We start from the raw sequence: 17,927 nt of genomic DNA, 5'->3' as shown, positions 1-17,927 counted from the left end.
TTAGGTTGATTAAACAGGTAATGCGTAGTTAATGCCCAGACTTAAATTCAAATCACCATCACCAAAGGTTCTGCTGACAGGAATTTGATATTCCAGATTAAATTTCGCACCAAAATTATTAGCGAAGCGGTACATGACAAAGCCTTCAACCAGAGGGTTAATCTGAGTGCGGCCCTGGAATGTTTCTGATACCGGGTTATCGGCAGAAATATGAATTCGCGCTTCCCCTTTATTCAAGGTCTCAACAACCGCACCGGCACCCAGTCCATAAGAAAGCTGGTTAATATTTCCCCATACCTTGTCGGCGGTGAAAGCCAGCTTTGCAGGTTGCAGTTCAATGACCGTACCCGCCGTGTAATTGGTCTCTTCCTTGCTCTCATACAGGCTGTATCGAGCATTCAGAAGCCAGCTTGGGAAATAAAAAGACAGCCCCATGTAACCGCCCCAGAAATTTTTAGGGTAAAAATTGTTGGGATTGATTGAAAATCCAGCCGGGGTTACGGGCGTAAAGGATTCAGCGAAAACGGCGTTGTCTTTATAGAATGCATGGGTAAAAGCCAAGCCACCTTCGATTAGAAAAAACTTTTCTGATGCAACCACAGGCCCCATGGTTCCTGCAAACGCTGACGTTGATGCTATAGCCAGAGCTAAACCGATTTTACTTTTCATTCAGAGTCCTTCTGTGATGATATTTTTAATACTTTGGAGAATTTCAGAGGCCGCCTATTGTCCCAATAGAGCCGCATCCAGTCTGATCTGTTTGACAGATCATTAGCTCATTGTAAAGAGCAAAAAAACCTTTGTAAACAATTACTTCATGCCCCTCATTTTCAACTGTTTTTTGCTGGCATTCCAATAAAAATTAAATCAGAATGACTAACAAAACAGCTTAAGCTGACTTACAATTGTATTATCCTCGGCAACTGGATTTTTTATATGGCAGATTACAATGTAAGGCTTCAATGGCAACGGACAACGCCTGATTTTCAATACCATTCCTATGATCGCAGGCACGCGGTCTATTTCTACGGAGGTCCAAAAATCGAAGTCAGTTCCTCCGCCAATCTGCTGCGCAATCCTCAATATCAGACCCCGGAAGAATTATTAGCCGCCTCCGTGGCGAGTTGCTTCCTGCTCACGTTCCTTGCCTTGTGCTGTAAGCAGGGTTATGTGGTAGACCACTACAGCGACCAAGCCACCTGCATTCTCGATGAGAACATCATGGCTGTCTCTGAAGTGATTCTTCGGCCTGAAATAAGCTTTCAGGCCGATAAAAAACCGGATGAATCCTCTTTACAACAGTTATTCAGGGAAGCCCACACCGCCTGCTTTATCGCCAATACACTGAAAGCCACCATTTCAGTCAACCCGGTGATTGAATAACGGGGAATAGAATCATGCTCAATATCGCCGTTATTGGTTGCGGTATTGCGGGACCCGCGGCAGCGCTTTTTCTTAAAAAAAGCGGCGCTCAAGTCACGGTTTTTGATAAGGTCAGCCAGCTTGTCCCAGTGGGTGCCGGTTTTCTCCTGCAACCCGCCGGTCTACATATTCTTTCCAAACTCGATCTTGTCAGACCGCTGCTTGAGAAAGGCGTTCCTATCCACGGGCTGCACGGCAGAAACCATAACAACAAGGTGGTACTGGATTTAAAATACCGGGATTTGGTCCCGCATCATATGGGGTTAGGGCTGCATCGTGCCGTGCTTTACGAGGAATTATTCAAAGCCATGCAGTCGCAAGGCATCGTCATCAAAAACCCCTGTGAAATTACCCGCATTGACAACCAGCCTCATCAGGTCACCCTCTTCGATCGTGAAGGCCATCACTACGGTCCTTATGACTGCGTCGTTCTGGCCGATGGCTCACGCTCCACGCTTCGCCAGGCACTGACCATTACCACACGGGTTAAACCCTATGAGTGGGGTGCTTTATGGGCTATCGGAGAGGATGAGGACGATCGGTTTAAGCACACGCTGGAACAGGTTTATCACCAAACCGAGATCATGGCCGGCATGCTGCCGATGGGATATAGAAACAACAGGCGTTTAATCAGTTTCTTCTGGAGTCTTAAGCGGGACCAGTTCAGTCAATGGCAAAATACGCCATTGATCCGCTGGAAAGAACAGGTTGTAACGCTCTGGCCGCAACTTGCGGCGTTCCTTAAGCAATTTACCCGCCATGACCAGTTTGCGCTGGCCTCCTATTTAGACGTCAGGATGTATCCCTGGCATGAAAAGCGGGTTGTCGTAATAGGCGATGCGGCGCATGGCATGAGCCCGCAACTTGGCCAGGGCGCCAACCTGGGATTAATTGATGCCAGTGTCTTAGCCCAGTGCCTGGTTCAGGATGACGTACCAGACGCCCTGGCCCGCTATTCCAGAGAGCGGCGCCCGCAACTGCGATTCTATCAAAGCGCAAGCCGGTTTGTGACGCCCTGGTTTCAATCCTCCCATCCCCTCATGGGGCGATTAAGGGATGCGTTGCACGGGCCTTTCTGCAAAACCCCCCTCTTAAAACAGCAAATGCTGTTGACCTTAGCCTGCATGAAGACAGGGTATTTTTCCTCAACCCCGCTGCAGGCGTTTCCACCGCTGGAATAATATTGCCCTGCTCACCTTGCCTTTATTTGTTTTTCTTAGACAAACTCAAATAAGACCCCTGATCATTGAGCATTTTTTCAAAGGCTTTTTCTGAGGAGGTTTTAACCCAGGGCAGCCATCTGAAGAAATAAGTGAACCGATCCTGGGCCATGGTCAATACTTGGAACTCGGAGCTTTCACGCAAACGGCTCGAGCATTGCTTAAGACCGTTGTCGCTGGTGCAGGCTTCGATTTGTCGTTTAAAATCAGCAAGAATGGCCTGTTTGAGTGGATCGCCGCGAAGGTTTGCAAATTGACCCTTTGCAATAGTAGCCGGCCAGAAATGATGGCGATTGGTATACAGGTAATAATGGCTCACAGCCGGTAAGGAACGGACTGGTTTTGGAATTAACGGCTCCTCCTCCCAATCGGAAGAAAGCGTTGCCTGCGCGGCGTAGGTTTTTTTATTCTCCTCGTCCCGTTGATGGCCTTTTTCGATTTTTTTTCTAATCAGCTCCGGTGAGAATTTTTCCTGTTCGTGCTTTTTTAAGGAGAATTCAATCAGGGAGACTTTCTCCCCTACTCTTGAAACCAGGGTCACCGCGAGCTTCTCTTTATTTTTGTTGAAAATAACCTGCTCAATTACGCGTTCAGGGACTGCTTTTTTAATCTCCTTCTCCAGAGAAGCATCGATATCCATGCGCGTAAGGCGGTACTGCCTCACCAGATGCAGCATCAGATCATAGAAAGAAGAAGTCGAACGTCTGGTCTTTATTTGCTCTAAAACGGATACGTCATGGTAGGCATCCATTTTTTCAAAAATGGCCTGTTGCCAGTGTTGTTTTTTTTCTTTCATCAGGGCAACAAGCAGGTCAATGTTTTTCAGGAATTTTTTATCGTTTCGGTAACGACGCTGTAATTCGGATAATTCAGACAAAACCGCCAGCAACCATTTGTCTGTTCGCGCGTATTCGATAAGGGGACCATAAACGTCATCCTGCATTTTTTGTGAAACAACGGGTTTAATCTGACGGTGAATTTTTTGTTGTTCGATACCACGCCGTTCGATGGATAAGTACTTGGGTTTCGCCTCAATCGCCTTCAGCGAGTCTTGAGCGCGAAACGTATTCTCCGGCCGGTCCAGCTCTTTTTTTAAATCCGCCACATCCATGATCAAATGCTCGCGGGATTTTGTATGCAACTGCCCATTGCCGCTTAAAATCTGCCGGTTTAAATCCGATCGTCGTTTTACCGCCTCTGGCGTGTGCGCTTTGATCTCCCGCATTTCGATTTCCATCGCGCTGATTTTTTCAGAGAGGTCCTCATAGTCCTGCGTGGTCAGAAATGCGCGGGCATGCCCAAGCTGGATCCCTTCCAGTTTACCCTCAATGCCGATTTGGGTCACCAGCTCCACCCGCATGCCGACGTATGGCGTGCCCTTCAACACCGGACTGGTCACTGTATGCACAGCAACCGCGGTAAACCCCTGGCGATATAATCGGTAAGCCAGTTCGCGTGCATAACAAGGCTTTTCGGCGGAGTCGTTTAAACCGGCTTCACAGGCAATCAGGTACAAATCCTTCAGTTCGCCGCGCTTCTCTTTGGGGATCATGTCCGCAAAACGCTCAGCCATCTCAGCAGCCGTCAAACCGCCTAATGTCTGTTTTTTGCTTTGCCACAGGGCATAATCGTAAATGACTTCCTGAGTATGCCCAAGTATCACAAAAGGTGGCTTGGCGCTGCCAACTGAGGGCAACGAGTCCTTATCAAGGACCACAGCCTCTTCGCTAATTCCAAATTGCTTTTGGGCTGCGACACGACTTTTTTCTTCGATGTCCATAAATAAAAAAAGAGGCATTTTTCACCGGTTTAAGAAAGCCTTAAGCCCCACTATATAATTTCATGACAGGAAATCCAATAATTAAACTTCCGGTTGTCTATATTTAATACATATGTACACCTCGGAGTGGTTATGACATCCGAAAAGAAAGAAAAAGAGGCCCCGCCTGCTAAAAAGCCGTATTCCCTGATTCTTGCCCAATTGATGATAGCCAGCGCTGAACGCCGCCCCCTCGCGGAAAGCGCATCCCAAACCCGTTTAGGCCAGCTTATTCAGGAAAAAAACCGCAAGGAGCTGGCTTATTGGCTTCATTTTAACTCGTTTATTAAGTACCAGCTTAAGAAAATCATCGAACATCATGCTGTTAATGCCGACAATCCATCGGAAGAACTGCTCAATCAGGTTAACACGGTGTTGACGGGTTATATTCGGGAACAGGAATTAAAGCGCAGTCTGCCTAAATACGTAGTCGATGAGCTTGGCAGCAGCGACTACCTGCGCCTTGAAAAAACCTATAAAACCCTGCTGTTTCGGCTTAAAGGCGAGCACAAGCTGATTGAAAGCGACGTTCTGCCGCTGATCATGGCTAAAAACCGCCGTTTTGCGGCACTGGGGCGGCATGCCGATCTCGCGGTCATCCGTTGCGCCGATTATGCCTCCGAATCCACAGTAAGAAAAATGGCCAAGGCGATTGCTAACCTGGCCCTGGGCGAGCGAAAACAATTTTTTTATTACCATTTGAATGAAGAACATGCCATCGGCTTTGATGTTGAGCGTGACTCTGACGGCAATTACCGGGTTTTTTGCTTTGAGTCAGCGGGCGATCCCAGGCATCTCGAAGCAGTCAATCTGTTGTATAAAAAGCTGAGCAGCATGGAGCTGCCTTTCGAAATCAAATCCTGCCGTACCGGTTTGCAGCGCGACGGCTATAATTGCGCCGTGTACACCTTGGCGGCGTTGGGGGAGCTCGCCAAATACGAGCATGTCTTTGACTATTTGCCTGCACACTACGAGGAAGATAAAAATTTAGCCGCCATGCGTCAGGTTGAAATGCCCGGCAACGCGATGAATCGAGGCAAACGGCTGATTGCTCTCGACGTTCAGGATAAAATCAGTTGGGTCAGATTAAGCGACATGCCGACTAAAATCATCGCCATGAGTCAATCCTACCAGACCATGGAAGACACCCTGGCGCAAGCGGCTGATTTCGATTTGCAGCCGTCGGATTTTATCGACCTCCATAAACAGAAATATCAATTCGATCAAAAGCGCGAACAGTCCACGAAATACATTAACCAGCGGCGGAAACAACTCTTGGGTCATCTCAATGCCTCGCAACAGGACATCATGGAAAAAGCCTACCGGGAGTATGTCAGCGATTTACCCTGGTTGAGCGACATTGATCGCGGTAAAATCCCTGATTTCCATCAGGAACTGGCTTTGAATAACCAGTTTACGCTGGAAGAAAAACTGACCCAGTTGGAAAAGCTGTTTTTTGCCATCGCCAATCGTGCCAACCTCAGTAAATACGTCTGGAACGACCCCTTGGAAAGCTTAACCCCAACCCAGTTTCAAGCCCTGCTGGCTATCCGGGTGACTTACCTGCGGCTTCTGGCTCAAAAACCTTACTCTGAGGCCCATGCCTTCCTTACAGATGAAAATTCCATGCTCGCCTACCGGCTGGAGCAACACGCAGACGCCTTTATCCCCTCGGTTATTCCGCCGCTCTATGTGGTGTTCAAGGAGGCGTTTAAACGGTCTGACGTTATTCGTTATTACCGTGAATCGCACACGGATTTAGGCGAATTAAAAATCAAAAATGCGTTGCCAAGGCGATTTCAGGTCTCCCCTCCTCCCACAACGGAAGACGTCTTAAACTGGCTGTATGACATGGCCCATGCCTATCAGACTGAGGATGGAAGCTCCTATTTTGACGTTCATCAACAATTTACCTTCCTGGAAGAAGCATTAAGCAGCATGAAGCAACCCAAACGCACGGTCAGTTTTATCACAGCGCAGGCACCGCTCGACAGGGAAGCCTTGGTGCAAACCACCGCGGATGACGGTGCTTATGTCTTAACCAGTGATGACAAAGTGTATTATTTTGATAAAGCCACGGCCACTGCGGTTGAAATCGACGTCACGCCCGTGCAACTGAAAAAACTCACGGAAATCATTGAAAAAAGCAGGGAAGGGAGCGATGTAGACGCGGAGGAGGCTTCCTCCCTGTCGTTTGCAAAACCGGTACAAACACACATTAAATCCCTGACATTTAATCAATTAAATGCCATTACTTCCGCCATAAATCACCACCCCTACTCTCCCTCTGAGATGGAAAACTTTCAAAAAATAATGACATTGAGAGCCGCTTTTCTTCAGGTGATGGCGCAGGTGTTTAAGGAAAACACGTTTTCGGCCATTTACAAGCTCCATAACAAAAAGGAATTGTTATTCAATATTCCCGATCTGATTGCCAAAGGTGCCCCTTCAGGCAGGGATTTGCTTAAAGCCTTCTTTTCCAAAGAGATGTTCCTGTATTGCCAATTGTTTTTTGAAAACGACCCGCCGGAGGTTTTTAACGGTTTACACGTTGTCCTCTGCAGCGAGGCGATTGATGATAAAAAACCCTTGAGCGCAGAAGAAATAACCCGGCAACTCTCAGCGCTCCAACAGCAATTCATCACCTTTCAGAGCGAGGCCCTGCTGAGCGAGGAAAACCAGATTAAACTTCTGATAGACCTTGGACGCTACGTGTTGTCCAGTCCTTTAAGCGTCAAGGAAAAGAGCGAGTATCTCGAGGCGATCATCACGGTGTATATCACCCTGCTTAATACCCCAAACAGGGGTTACTTTAATACCGCCGAACCTTTGGATCAGCTTGTCCTCTTTCCCCTGCTGGGTGATGTAAAACAAAAGCCCATGACAGCCAATGCTGTCATGTTGCGCCTGCAGGGGATAAAGGACATCTGTCTCAAATTAAAGCTCCTGGATGAAGCCTTTGAAGCCATCCGGTCCTCTGAACAGTATACCCAGAATGAATCCACTTACACGGAGCAACAGATTGCGGATCTGGTCGTCCTGCATGAGGCCTACCTCGAACTGCTGCGTCACGAACCCTATGATCCTTCGGCGAAATACACCAACAGCAACCTTGTCTACCTGGTGAGCCATTCGCCGCTTCTGCAACTTGCCGCTTCGCAGAACAAAAAAGACAATACCGCCATCAAGGCTGCACAACTTGCCCAGGGTAAAGGCCGTCCTGTTATCAAAAAAACGGCGGTAAGCAATGAGAATAATGCCAACAAAGACACCTTTTCTTTTACCCGCACCGTCGGGGCAGCCGTTAATCAGGTGTTTACTCTCTTTAAACCTGAAAAGCGCCCTACTGAAAAACAGGGCGCTGACAATCTGAAGGGGGTAATCAGCGCCTATTACCGCAAATCTTCGCAGGGGCTGGATATGGAGGAAAAAAGCTATGCGAGGGAAGAACACCCGGCCCTGAATCTGAAACTGCGTATGTTCCACACGTCAGACATGATGCCTCAAGCCACCCGCTGGCTGGTGTGTGAGCGACACCATCCCCCCATCAAGGCCATTGATGAATTCGACTGGAAGTTAAACCTGGCCATTCACAAGGATGATTTGGAAAAAGCCTTTGTGATTATGGCCGCCTGTGCGAAAACATTCAATCTGGGTGTGTTTAAAATCATGACTGAGGGTCAGGCAGAGTTTGCCGGCAGGGATTTGGACAGACACATGCTTGGCCGTGAAATCGTCATTTATTGCAATGCCAACCCGGAGAAACAGGCACAGCAATGGATAGAAGCCATTGTCGGAATTGAAGAGGCTTTTAAGGAAGCAGGAATCCGCCCTTCCACGGACGTGTCGCCTGAGTCCAATCTACGAATCGGCAAATACACAAGCTACACCCATGGCGCCTGGACAATGAAGCGCATGGATATCCCTTTTAAAGAAGGGATAAAAGAAACAGCGCTTGAGGACGAAGACCTGTTTGCCGCCTATGAATACGATGAAAAAAAAGAAGGCCCTGTCCCGCGCGGCAGTGAGGAAAAATCCTCCCCCTCATTCAATTGATGGCTTGCTGTTTAAACGCATTGATCCACTGTTGAACCTGAGGTTTCTTTTGTTTCCAGTCTAAAATAACGGCTTTGTTGATTGCCTTGCAGTGTTCGGCAAACCAGGGAGCCCAGAACAAAATTAAAACAGGCAATTGAGCAGAAACACAGGCCTCCACTTCTTTCCGGGCGGCGTCTGAACACAGATTGCCATGATCCTTAAGGCAGGTTTGCTGCACCTCATTCACCATTGTCTGCCAATTGTCAGGCGGGTCGACGCCAAGAAACGCTTTATTCATCACCCTGGGCAACACGGTGTTTATGCCTGAACGCACCCGTTCCGCCGGAAGCGGTTGGGCGCAGAGTGTATACTCCACCATGCCCTCTAATTCCTTCAGGATGGCCTTGCCTTTTTTATAATCAAAACAACGTTCGTCGCTGTGAGCCGCCGCACTGAGGATAATAAACACGACCGCGTAGAGTAGCTTTTGCATGCTTTCCCCTTTTTTCTTCTCATTATAATCTTTTTCCGGGTATCTCAAAATCGATATAGTGTATACTTTACACAATCTCACCCTCTAAGCTTTATCAGTCATGAAACGGGCACACAGTCTCGACTGGGCTCATCCTCTGGTCCGCGAATGGTTTATCAATCAGGTTGGCGAACCGACCGAACCGCAGCGTCAGGGTTGGCCCTCCATTCTCGCCGGCAACGCCACGTTGATCTCCGCGCCGACTGGCTCCGGGAAAACCTTTGCCGCTTTTTTAGCCTGCCTGGATCAATTAATCCGAAAAGCCTTAGCCGGTACGTTGAGTGACGAAACCGAAGTGCTTTATGTCTCGCCATTAAAAGCCTTGGGAAATGACATTCAAAAAAATTTAATGACCCCATTAAACGGCATACAGGCGTTGGCTGACACCAGCCAGCAGCTAATGGCCGAAATCAACGTGTCTGTCCGAAGCGGCGATACGCCAGCGAAAGATCGCGTCGCTATGGCCAAAAAACCGCCGCATATTCTGGTAACCACCCCGGAATCGCTTTACATTCTGCTCACCACGGAGAAAAGCCGTGAAATCCTTCGCACCGTAAAAACGGTCATTATTGATGAAATCCATGCCTTGGCCGACGACAAGCGCGGCAGTCACTTAAGCCTTTCGCTCGAACGTCTGGAAGCGCTGACCCATCAACCACCGCTGCGCATTGGGTTGTCCGCGACCCAAAAACCGTTGGAGCGGGTAGCTGATTTTTTAATGGGCAATCGCGCAGACAAGGCCACAATTATTGATATTGGCCATGCAAAACACCTGGAATTGACGGTGGAAGTGCCCTCTTCGGAGCTGGGGGCTGTAGCCTCCAATGAGATGTGGGATGAAATTTATAATCGCCTGGCTGAATTGGCCAGACAAAACCGCTCCACCCTGATTTTTGCCAATACCAGGCGAGTCGCTGAACGCGTCGCTCATCATCTGGCCGAGCGTTTAGGCTCTGATCAGGTCGCGGCTCATCATGGCAGTTTATCACGAAAATTACGTCTGAAAGCGGAAAATCAATTAAAAAATGGGGAACTAAAAGCCCTGGTCGCAACTGCTTCCCTGGAACTGGGTATTGACATTGGCAGTGTGGATCTGGTCTGCCAGTTAGGCTCTCCACGCGCCATTGCCGTGATGCTTCAACGGGTAGGACGGGCAGGACATTGGCATGGTGCGGTGTCCAAAGGCCGCCTTTTTGTCACCACCCGCGATGAATTGCTGGAGTGCGCAGCCCTGGTGCACGCTATCCGTGACGGTGATCTGGATGAACTTATTATTCCTGAGGCACCCCTGGACATTCTGGCTCAGCAACTGGTGGCCAGTTGTGCCACCGATGAATGGCAGGAAGACGACTTATTCGCTCTAGTCAGGCGCGCCTACCCTTATCGCGCCCTGTCAAGACAAACGTTTGATGAGGTGCTTGAGATGCTGGCTGAAGGCATCGCCGGTTCACGCGGCCGCTACAGCGCCTATTTATTTCGTGATCGGGTCAATGGTCGGGTCAAAGGCCGCCGCGGCAGCCGCTTAACCGCCATCACCAATGGCGGCGCTATCCCGGAAAACGGCCTGTTTACCGTCATCACCGAACCCACCGGCGCCATGGTGGGCACGCTGGATGAGGATTTTGCCGTGGAAAGTAATCGCGGTGACATTATCCTGCTCGGGAGTACCTCCTGGCAGATTCGCCGCATTGAAAGCGCGACCGGCCGCGTGCTGGTTGAGGACGCACATGGCGCACCGCCCACTGTGCCTTTCTGGCGCGGAGAGGCGCCGGGACGAACAAATGAACTGTCGCTGCAGGTGTCGGCCTTACGCCAGCGCTTAAGCGACCTGTTGCCGGCTACGTGTTTGCCGGCTGCCCCGGCCAGCGAACAATTGGCGCTTACTCAGGACGCGCTTCAATGGCTAATTGATCATTGCCAGGTAAACCGGGCAGGCGCTCTGCAATTGGTAGAGTACATCCTGCAGGGACGAGCACTGTTAGGCGCCGTGCCCACGCAACAGACCCTCATCGCCGAGCGTTTTTTTGACGAAGCCGGAGGGATGCAATTGATTATTCATGCACCTTTTGGCGCGCGCATCAATAAAGCCTGGGGTCTGGCTTTGCGCAAATGCTTTTGCCGCTCGTTTAACTTTGAATTGCAGGCCTCAGCCACCGACGACGGCATTAATATCGCCCTGGCTGAACAGCACAGCTTTCCCTTAGCGGATGTCTTCGCCTTTTTAAATCCTAAAAGCATCACACGGGTCCTTACCCAGGCCGTTTTGCAATCCCCCCTGTTCGCTACCCGCTGGCGCTGGGATGCTGGCCGCGCCTTGGCACTGATTCGTTTTAGGAATGGCAAAAAAGTACCGCCCAACATCCAGCGCATGCTGGCCGATGATTTGCTGGCCGCTGTTTTCCCGGATGCCGCTGCCTGTCAGGATAATCTCGGCGGGCGCGACATTGAATTGCCGGATCACCCGCTGATTAACGAAACCATTAAGGATGCCTTGACTGAAGCCCTGGATTTGCAGGGGTTAATTGGTGTGCTTGACCGCCTTAAACGCGGAGAAATCCGTTACCTGGCCGTCGATACGCCGACCCCCTCCGCGTTTGCCCATGAAATTCTAAATGCCAATCCCTATGCCTTCCTGGATGATGCCCCGCTGGAAGAGCGGCGCGCCCGGGCAGTCACTCTAAGGCGTATTCTGCCTGAGTCGCTGCTGGGTGAGATAGGCCGGCTGGATCCAGACATCATTGCCGAAGTCAGGCAACAGGTCTGGCCTGATGTCCGTGACAAGGACGAATTGCAGGATGCACTGCAAACCTTGATTGCCTTACCGGTCACGTCGCTGCAAACGCTTAAACTTTATGACCAGTGGCAGATTTTTTTTAATGAATTACGTCAGGAAAAACGAGCCGGTCGTGCCACTCTGGCAGGCAAAACACTCTGGTTCGCCGCTGAAAAAGCACAAACCTTTGCCCATCTTTATCCTGAGGCCCTGATTCAGGATGTCCTGCCAGCCATTGAAGACAAGCCTCTCCTGCGCGAGGAGGCGCTGATTGAGTTAATCCGAGGCTGGATGTTCTCAAGCGGGCCCATCAGCGCACAGGAATTAGCCAGGATTCTTTCGCTTCCTCAAAACGAAACGGAGCAGGCGCTGCTCCGTCTTGAGGCCAACGGCGTCATTTTACGCGGGTCCTTTACCGGTACTGAGCAGGAATGGTGCGAGCGCCGCCTTTTAGCCCGTATTCATCGTTTAACCTTAGGTAAACTGCGCCGCGAGATTGAACCGGTAACCGCCATTAAATTCATGCAGTGGCTGCTCACCTGGCAGCATGTCGCCCCGGGTACGCAATTAAGGGATGAACAGGGGTTGATTGAGGTGATAAGCCAGCTTCAGGGCATCGAAATTCCGGCTAAATCCTGGGAAAAGGATATTTTTGCCAGGCGCGTCATTCACTATGATCCAGGCATGCTTGACCGGCTTTGCCTCATGGGTATTGTCGGCTGGGGCCGTCTATCAAAGACCAGCGACATGGCATCGGAAAATAAGCGCGTTATTCCCACCAGTGTAGCGCCGATTACCTTTTTTGTACGCGATAAAGCCGATTGGATGCCGACCATTAAAGCGGTGGAACAGGAAGAGGAGTTATCGCATTTAAGCCATGTTGCACGCTGCGTTTATACCTTTCTTAAAAACCAGGGCGCCTCGTTTTTCAATGAGATCGCCGAAGGGGTTCACGCCTTGAAATCAGAAATTGAAATGGCGTTATGGGAACTGGTAACCGCTGGATTAACCACAGCGGATGGATTTGATAACCTGCGATCACTGATTGATCCTAAGCGTCGTTTAAATAAAAAGCGTCGTCACCCCTTACGTCATCAGTACAGCACCGGACGCTGGACTCTTCTCAAGACACCCCAGAAGACCGATCCCGACCGCCAGAGGGAAGCCCTCTGCTGGCTGTTGTTGAAACGTTATGGGGTTGTCTTTCGCGATTTGATAGCACGTGAAAAATTAATCCCTCCCTGGCGCGAACTGCTCCTTGTTTTCCGGCGGTTGGAGGCCCGGGGTGAAATCCGCGGCGGCCGCTTTGTCAGCGGCTTTTTAGGCGAGCAGTTTGCGCTTCCCTATGCCGTTGATTCATTACGGGCAATTAAAAATAAAGCACCTCATCGGGAAGCCATCCCCATTGCGGCAGTTGACCCGCTCAATGTGGTCGGCTTTATCCTGCCCGGTCAACGCATCGCGGCCCTGTCAGGAAAAAAAGTGATTTTTAAAGGGGAACACTATTATGAAGACAGCCTGCCGGCGGTTTTTAATGATGCTTTCCCTGATGAAGTCTGAAAGTTTACCCACAAACAGAACTTATTCGCCGGCCTGGCGGCATTCATTTTTTGCATTGTCCTGACAGCGGGAAACGCAATCCGGATCTCCCTTTGCCGTTTTACAAGCCTCATGACAACGATTCATCAGATCCTGCACGCAGCGTTCCTGATCGTATTTCTGGTCCACAATGGCTGACTCCGGAGGATCAACGGCAACTGCAGAAAAGGCCAATGCCCACAACCCCATCAGTAAAATTTTTTTCATACAGGCATTCCAATACCCTGGCTTTCCCATTAGCATAGCAGATCTTGACGTCCTGACGCATTCATCCTGCATTGCGCGTCAAAACCTTCTCTGTTGTATTGATAAGATGAACGAGTTTTTTATGTCTTTTAAACGATTGATTGTATTTTTCGCGATAGCCTCATTGACATTAACCGCCCATGCCAAGGATGAATTGCTTTCCCTGCAACAAAAACTGGCCGCGCTGGAAGCCTCGACCGGGGGACGCCTGGGCATTGCCGCCATCAACCAGGCCAATGGGATGACGATTCAATACCATGCCCGACAGGCTTTCCCGCTGTGCAGTACCAGCAAAGCCATGGGCGTGGCTGCTCTTTTAAGCAGAAGCATGAGGGACAAGACCCTGCTTCAGGAAAAAATTCACTACAGCAAACAGGATCTGGTGGTGCACTCGCCAGAGACTGAGAAACACCTGGCTGATGGCATGACACTGGCTGAACTGTGTGAAGCCACGATCACGCAGAGTGACAACGCAGCCATTAACCTTATCCTGAAAAAGATGGGAGGCCCAAAGGCAGTGACGGCATTTGCGCGATCAATTGGCGATAATCAATTCAGGCTGGACCGCTTTGAACCGGAATTAAACACCGCCATTCCGGGTGACCCACGGGACACGACCACACCCAAAGCCATGGCGCTGAGTTTACAGAAACTCACCACCACCGACACATTGGCCGCACCCGAGCGTCAACTGTTGATCAAATGGCTTCGCAACAATACCACGGGTGGCGCCCGCATTCGCGCCGGATTGCCCGAGGGGTGGGTTGTCGGTGACAAAACAGGTACCGGCGACTACGGCACCACCAATGACATTGGTGTCATTTGGCCACCCCATTGTCAACCGGTGACTCTGGCCGTGTATTTTACCCAACCGAAAGTGGATGCAACCCCCAACAATGACGTGATCGCCGCAGCAACCCGCATTGTCATCAGTGCCTTTGCCGAACAGGATCCCTGCCTGCAAAAGGCCCTGGCTGCTTTTCCTTAAGCAAACAGTCTCTGTCAACCCAACAAGACCCTCTCCTGCCAGGAGAGGGAACTCTCTGCGGCCTAATCTGCCTGTAATCACCAACGCCCTTTCGACGCGGTAGCCTGTTATCCAGGCGCTTACCCTATTTTCCCATTAAAAATGCCTTCAACCGCTTCCTTCGCCACATGATCCTCAACTGTCTTTTCAAGAAGACGCCCGTTGCCAAGAAAGGAAGCGATATGAAAGATCGATTTTTTTTCCAATGCCTGCCTTTCCTCAAGGGTAAACGGCTTTTTTTCACCCTTGGTATAAGGCTCTATGTAAGGCCCGAACAGTAAACCACTGCGCTGTAATAAGGCAAGACTGCGCGCCTCCTTGCGGATTTTGACAAACTCGCAGGCTTCCTCATCTTTGATTGAACTATTCAAACGTCTAAGCAACCCGCCTGAGGACTCTGCCAGTTTCAAGGCGTCGAGCGGTTTCGCAATAAGGGCATCAAAAATGTCCTGATTTAACCGGGTACAGGATTTGTGAGCATTTAACTCCTTCACTAAGGCATTGGCATTACTTAAGGTGGCGCAGGCACTGGCAATGGTTTTTAAATAAGCCATATTCAAACTGAGTTTAATGATGTTGGTGTTGGTCAGGATACTCGCTGCATCCAATGCGACAAGTGCTTTATGCAGATGATGGTTCATCATATTGTTTTGATAAAGAAAGCCTACCATTTTTTCAGTACACAAGTCATTACTTCTTAATAACTGAAAAATAGGCTTTGCCGCTTCTGCACTTTCCGGTTTACTTATCACCTGCATACTGAGTTGCTCAGTCAACACCACTGTGTTACTTAACTCATGCAAAGCACCAACGATTTTTTCGGCAAAAGGCGGATGCTTTAACAACTCCTCAGGAGCGACAGGGATTTTCTTTTCTTTTAAATGCGGCCACTGGGTAAGCGCTGCCGCCAGGGTGTGAGCATGCGCGCAGGAGCTTAAAATAAAAATCAGATGCTCTTCGGTCAGGGCATTTTTTTCTTTAAGATGGACAATACCACTGACTATCGTTCGATAATGCGTGGCCTCAGCCTTTACCGCATCGAGAATCCTGGGTAAATAGACAGCTTCAAGCGATAATTTAGCCATGTTGAGCACGGTATAGTACAGGTTGGCATCTTTTATTGCCAACAGGTAATCGAGGTAGTCGGTTATTATCCATCCCTGCTGCTTGAATACACTCAGTGCTTTCTCCATGACCAACGGATTTTGGTTTGCCAGCGTTTCGGCATGGGCCAAAAGTTTTTTGCCAATTTCAGGGGCCGCAGTTGTTTTACTTTTTAGGCATTGTTGCTCAATACCCTGCAGGTAATGCTTGAAATTGGTCGCGGTCACCGCGTTGAAACTGAATAATGTTGTCACATCGCAAAAGGTCGGTGGGAATACGTCTTTTTGACCAAGACTGGTTAGAATTTGAAAAATGGGCTCAAGGGCGTCGGGATTTTTTGCTAATGACAGAAGGTTTGCGTCGTTGAAGCTGTTTTGGGCATTCATTAAGCGAATCAACTGCTCAGCAACCTCAACGTCCTTGCATTTAGCGATCAACAAGAGCGCGTTTTTGCTTAATAGCCCATCCTTTTTCAAACGAGTCAAACAACCCGTCTTGTTGTACATGCTGACTAAATCAAAATAAAGAGACTCGTCTGACAAAACACTTAAAGACAAGGGGGGAACACTTTGTGATGAATAATCCAACAGGATCGCAAGCCCCCCAATTTCCTGACTGTTCCTGCTGTAAGCGGCGACATTTTTTTCCAGAAGCGCAACATTTTCTGCCGTTAAGCCATTTTTATCAACCAGATACTGATAAGCCTCTTTGCCGCCGAACTGTTTGAAAATTTCAGTAAACACATCGGCACTTTGTGAGTCATTCCAGTTTTTTTTGCCGAGTGCTATAGTAACAAGCTTGAGTAATTCCTGGGGATTAAGCTCACGATCCTCCGCTTTATCGCCGCCCAGTTCATTATAAAAGACTCTTAACTGGCTGATGTGGGATTCATCTTTCAGTACCCGCAGATACCCCTTGTTTTTATCATAATTGGTTAAGCAGTTTTTAATGAATGAAATTTTCATTTTGGCATCCTGTCAATTCAAAGCTTTGAAATAATACATTCATCTGAACAGTTTTTACTACTGTCTGGCGTGTTTTTTATGCGGACTGATTATAAAAACAATACCTCTCGGAGAAAAACGCCGTTCAGACTCCTGAATAATCTAATTGTCCGATTATTTGAGCTATTCTTAACAGTAGAGTTTTAAATTGTTTACTCAAAACAACTGTCGTATTTATTTCTAGAACCCAAACCTGTTTTTTTATGATTTTTGTGCCAAAAGGCTTATCAGCACGACCATCATTAAGAACAGGCTTAACGAGAAGGACTAACACCATGAAACGGATTGCACTGACTTTATTTACTGCCGCCGCATTAACCTCCACTTACGCGGATACTTCTGGCTCCGGGACGTCATCAACCGACATCTCCACGACGGGCACGGGAACGATGAACACCGGCACGGATACCACCACCGGAACGGGCACAGGCACTGACACCACCACCGGAACCGGAACAGGCACTGACACCACCACCGGAACCGGAACAGGCACTGACACCACCACGGGAACCGGAACTGGTACTGACACCACCACCGGAACCGGCACAGGCACGGATACCACCACCGGAACCGGAACAGGCACGGATACCACCACCGGAACCGGAACAGGCACGGATACCACCACCGGAACCGGAACAGGCACGGACACCACCACCGGAACCGGAACAGGCACTGATACCACCACCGGAACCGGAACTGGTACTGACACCACCACGGGAACGGGAACCGGAACCGGTACTGACACCACCACGGGAACGGGAACCGGAACCGGTACTGACACCACCACGGGAACCGAAACCGGTACTGACACCACCACGGGAACCGGAACCGGTACTAATAATGGATCTTACTGAGGACAGGCCAGGGTTATCTCAGGTAACCCTGGCTTTCTCTTTATGCGGTGACCAAATGCCATAAAGGCAAAGCCCCTGAGGGCCCCGGTGTTCCGGTAGGAACTAAATACCATTGGTATATTTTAGCGGATCAAGTGGTTGAGAAACGCAATGCCAATGATTATTCCACCGAAATGGTTGGCATTAAATAGGGCACATCACCGAATTGGGGCAGAAGAAACGCGTGATTCTCCTCCTGAAAGAGTTAATGGGAACACTGGAAGAGGAAATCGCTCAAGCCAAAAAAATC

12 protein-coding genes are annotated in these 17,927 nt (G+C 49.4%); 7 read left to right on the top strand and 5 right to left on the bottom strand.

Annotated features, from left to right (window positions below):
• Positions 1-9: 9 nt before the first annotated feature.
• Positions 10-669 carry a hypothetical protein gene (locus Lrub_RS07195; protein WP_058531480.1) on the bottom strand — a complete coding sequence of 220 codons (660 nt, stop codon included), beginning with the start codon at positions 667-669 and terminating at the stop codon, positions 10-12.
• Between the two features lie 267 nt (positions 670-936).
• Here Lrub_RS07195 and Lrub_RS07190 point away from each other — a divergent pair, with 267 nt between their 5' ends.
• Both Lrub_RS07190 and Lrub_RS07185 read left to right on the top strand, forming a co-directional pair.
• The gene (locus Lrub_RS07190; RefSeq protein ID WP_058531479.1) at positions 937-1,383 is read left to right on the top strand and encodes an OsmC family protein; all 447 of its coding nucleotides are present in this window, start codon (positions 937-939) and stop codon (positions 1,381-1,383) included.
• 14 nt (positions 1,384-1,397) lie between these two features.
• Positions 1,398-2,603, top strand: a complete 1,206-nt coding sequence (locus tag Lrub_RS07185) for an FAD-dependent oxidoreductase (protein ID WP_058531478.1) — start codon at positions 1,398-1,400, stop codon at positions 2,601-2,603.
• A 22-nt stretch (positions 2,604-2,625) separates the two neighbouring features.
• Here Lrub_RS07185 and Lrub_RS07180 read toward each other — a convergent pair whose 3' ends face one another.
• Positions 2,626-4,440: a hypothetical protein gene (locus Lrub_RS07180; RefSeq protein ID WP_058531477.1), complete on the bottom strand. Its 1,815-nt coding sequence runs from the start codon at positions 4,438-4,440 to the stop codon at positions 2,626-2,628.
• Between the two features lie 114 nt (positions 4,441-4,554).
• On the opposite strand from Lrub_RS07180, the gene Lrub_RS07175 reads away from it, so the two are divergent.
• Complete coding sequence (locus Lrub_RS07175; protein ID WP_058531476.1) at positions 4,555-8,517, top strand: hypothetical protein; 3,963 nt, start codon at positions 4,555-4,557, stop codon at positions 8,515-8,517.
• Here the strand turns inward: Lrub_RS07175 and Lrub_RS07170 are convergent.
• Positions 8,510-8,992, bottom strand: coding sequence for a hypothetical protein (locus Lrub_RS07170; RefSeq protein ID WP_058531475.1), 483 nt, complete (start codon positions 8,990-8,992; stop codon positions 8,510-8,512). The two genes, Lrub_RS07175 and Lrub_RS07170, sit on opposite strands and share 8 nt — an antisense overlap.
• Positions 8,993-9,092: 100 nt before the next feature.
• On the opposite strand from Lrub_RS07170, the gene Lrub_RS07165 reads away from it, so the two are divergent.
• A complete protein-coding gene (locus tag Lrub_RS07165) occupies positions 9,093-13,364 on the top strand; it encodes a DEAD/DEAH box helicase (protein WP_082651457.1) in 4,272 nt (1,423 codons plus the stop codon).
• A gap of 21 nt (positions 13,365-13,385) precedes the next feature.
• Here Lrub_RS07165 and Lrub_RS07160 read toward each other — a convergent pair whose 3' ends face one another.
• Positions 13,386-13,610, bottom strand: coding sequence for a hypothetical protein (locus tag Lrub_RS07160; RefSeq protein WP_058531474.1), 225 nt, complete (start codon positions 13,608-13,610; stop codon positions 13,386-13,388).
• A gap of 121 nt (positions 13,611-13,731) precedes the next feature.
• Here Lrub_RS07160 and bla point away from each other — a divergent pair, with 121 nt between their 5' ends.
• A complete protein-coding gene (gene bla, locus Lrub_RS07155; RefSeq protein ID WP_065235735.1) occupies positions 13,732-14,637 on the top strand; it encodes a class A beta-lactamase in 906 nt (301 codons plus the stop codon).
• Positions 14,638-14,756: 119 nt separating this feature from the next.
• Here the strand turns inward: bla and Lrub_RS07150 are convergent, their stop codons facing one another.
• Complete coding sequence (locus Lrub_RS07150) at positions 14,757-16,745, bottom strand: hypothetical protein (protein WP_058531472.1); 1,989 nt, start codon at positions 16,743-16,745, stop codon at positions 14,757-14,759.
• A 314-nt stretch (positions 16,746-17,059) separates the two neighbouring features.
• On the opposite strand from Lrub_RS07150, the gene Lrub_RS07140 reads away from it, so the two are divergent.
• Together Lrub_RS07140 and Lrub_RS14735 are read left to right on the top strand one after the other, a co-directional pair.
• Positions 17,060-17,638, top strand: a complete 579-nt coding sequence (locus tag Lrub_RS07140; protein WP_058531470.1) for a hypothetical protein — start codon at positions 17,060-17,062, stop codon at positions 17,636-17,638.
• Positions 17,639-17,685: 47 nt separating this feature from the next.
• The gene (locus Lrub_RS14735; RefSeq protein WP_156413030.1) at positions 17,686-17,829 is read left to right on the top strand and encodes a hypothetical protein; all 144 of its coding nucleotides are present in this window, start codon (positions 17,686-17,688) and stop codon (positions 17,827-17,829) included.
• Positions 17,830-17,927: the final 98 nt, after the last annotated feature.

This window comes from Legionella rubrilucens (genome assembly GCF_001468125.1).
GTDB classification, from domain to species: domain Bacteria; phylum Pseudomonadota; class Gammaproteobacteria; order Legionellales; family Legionellaceae; genus Legionella_C; species Legionella_C rubrilucens.
This window is presented reverse-complemented; position numbering and strand designations above follow the sequence as displayed.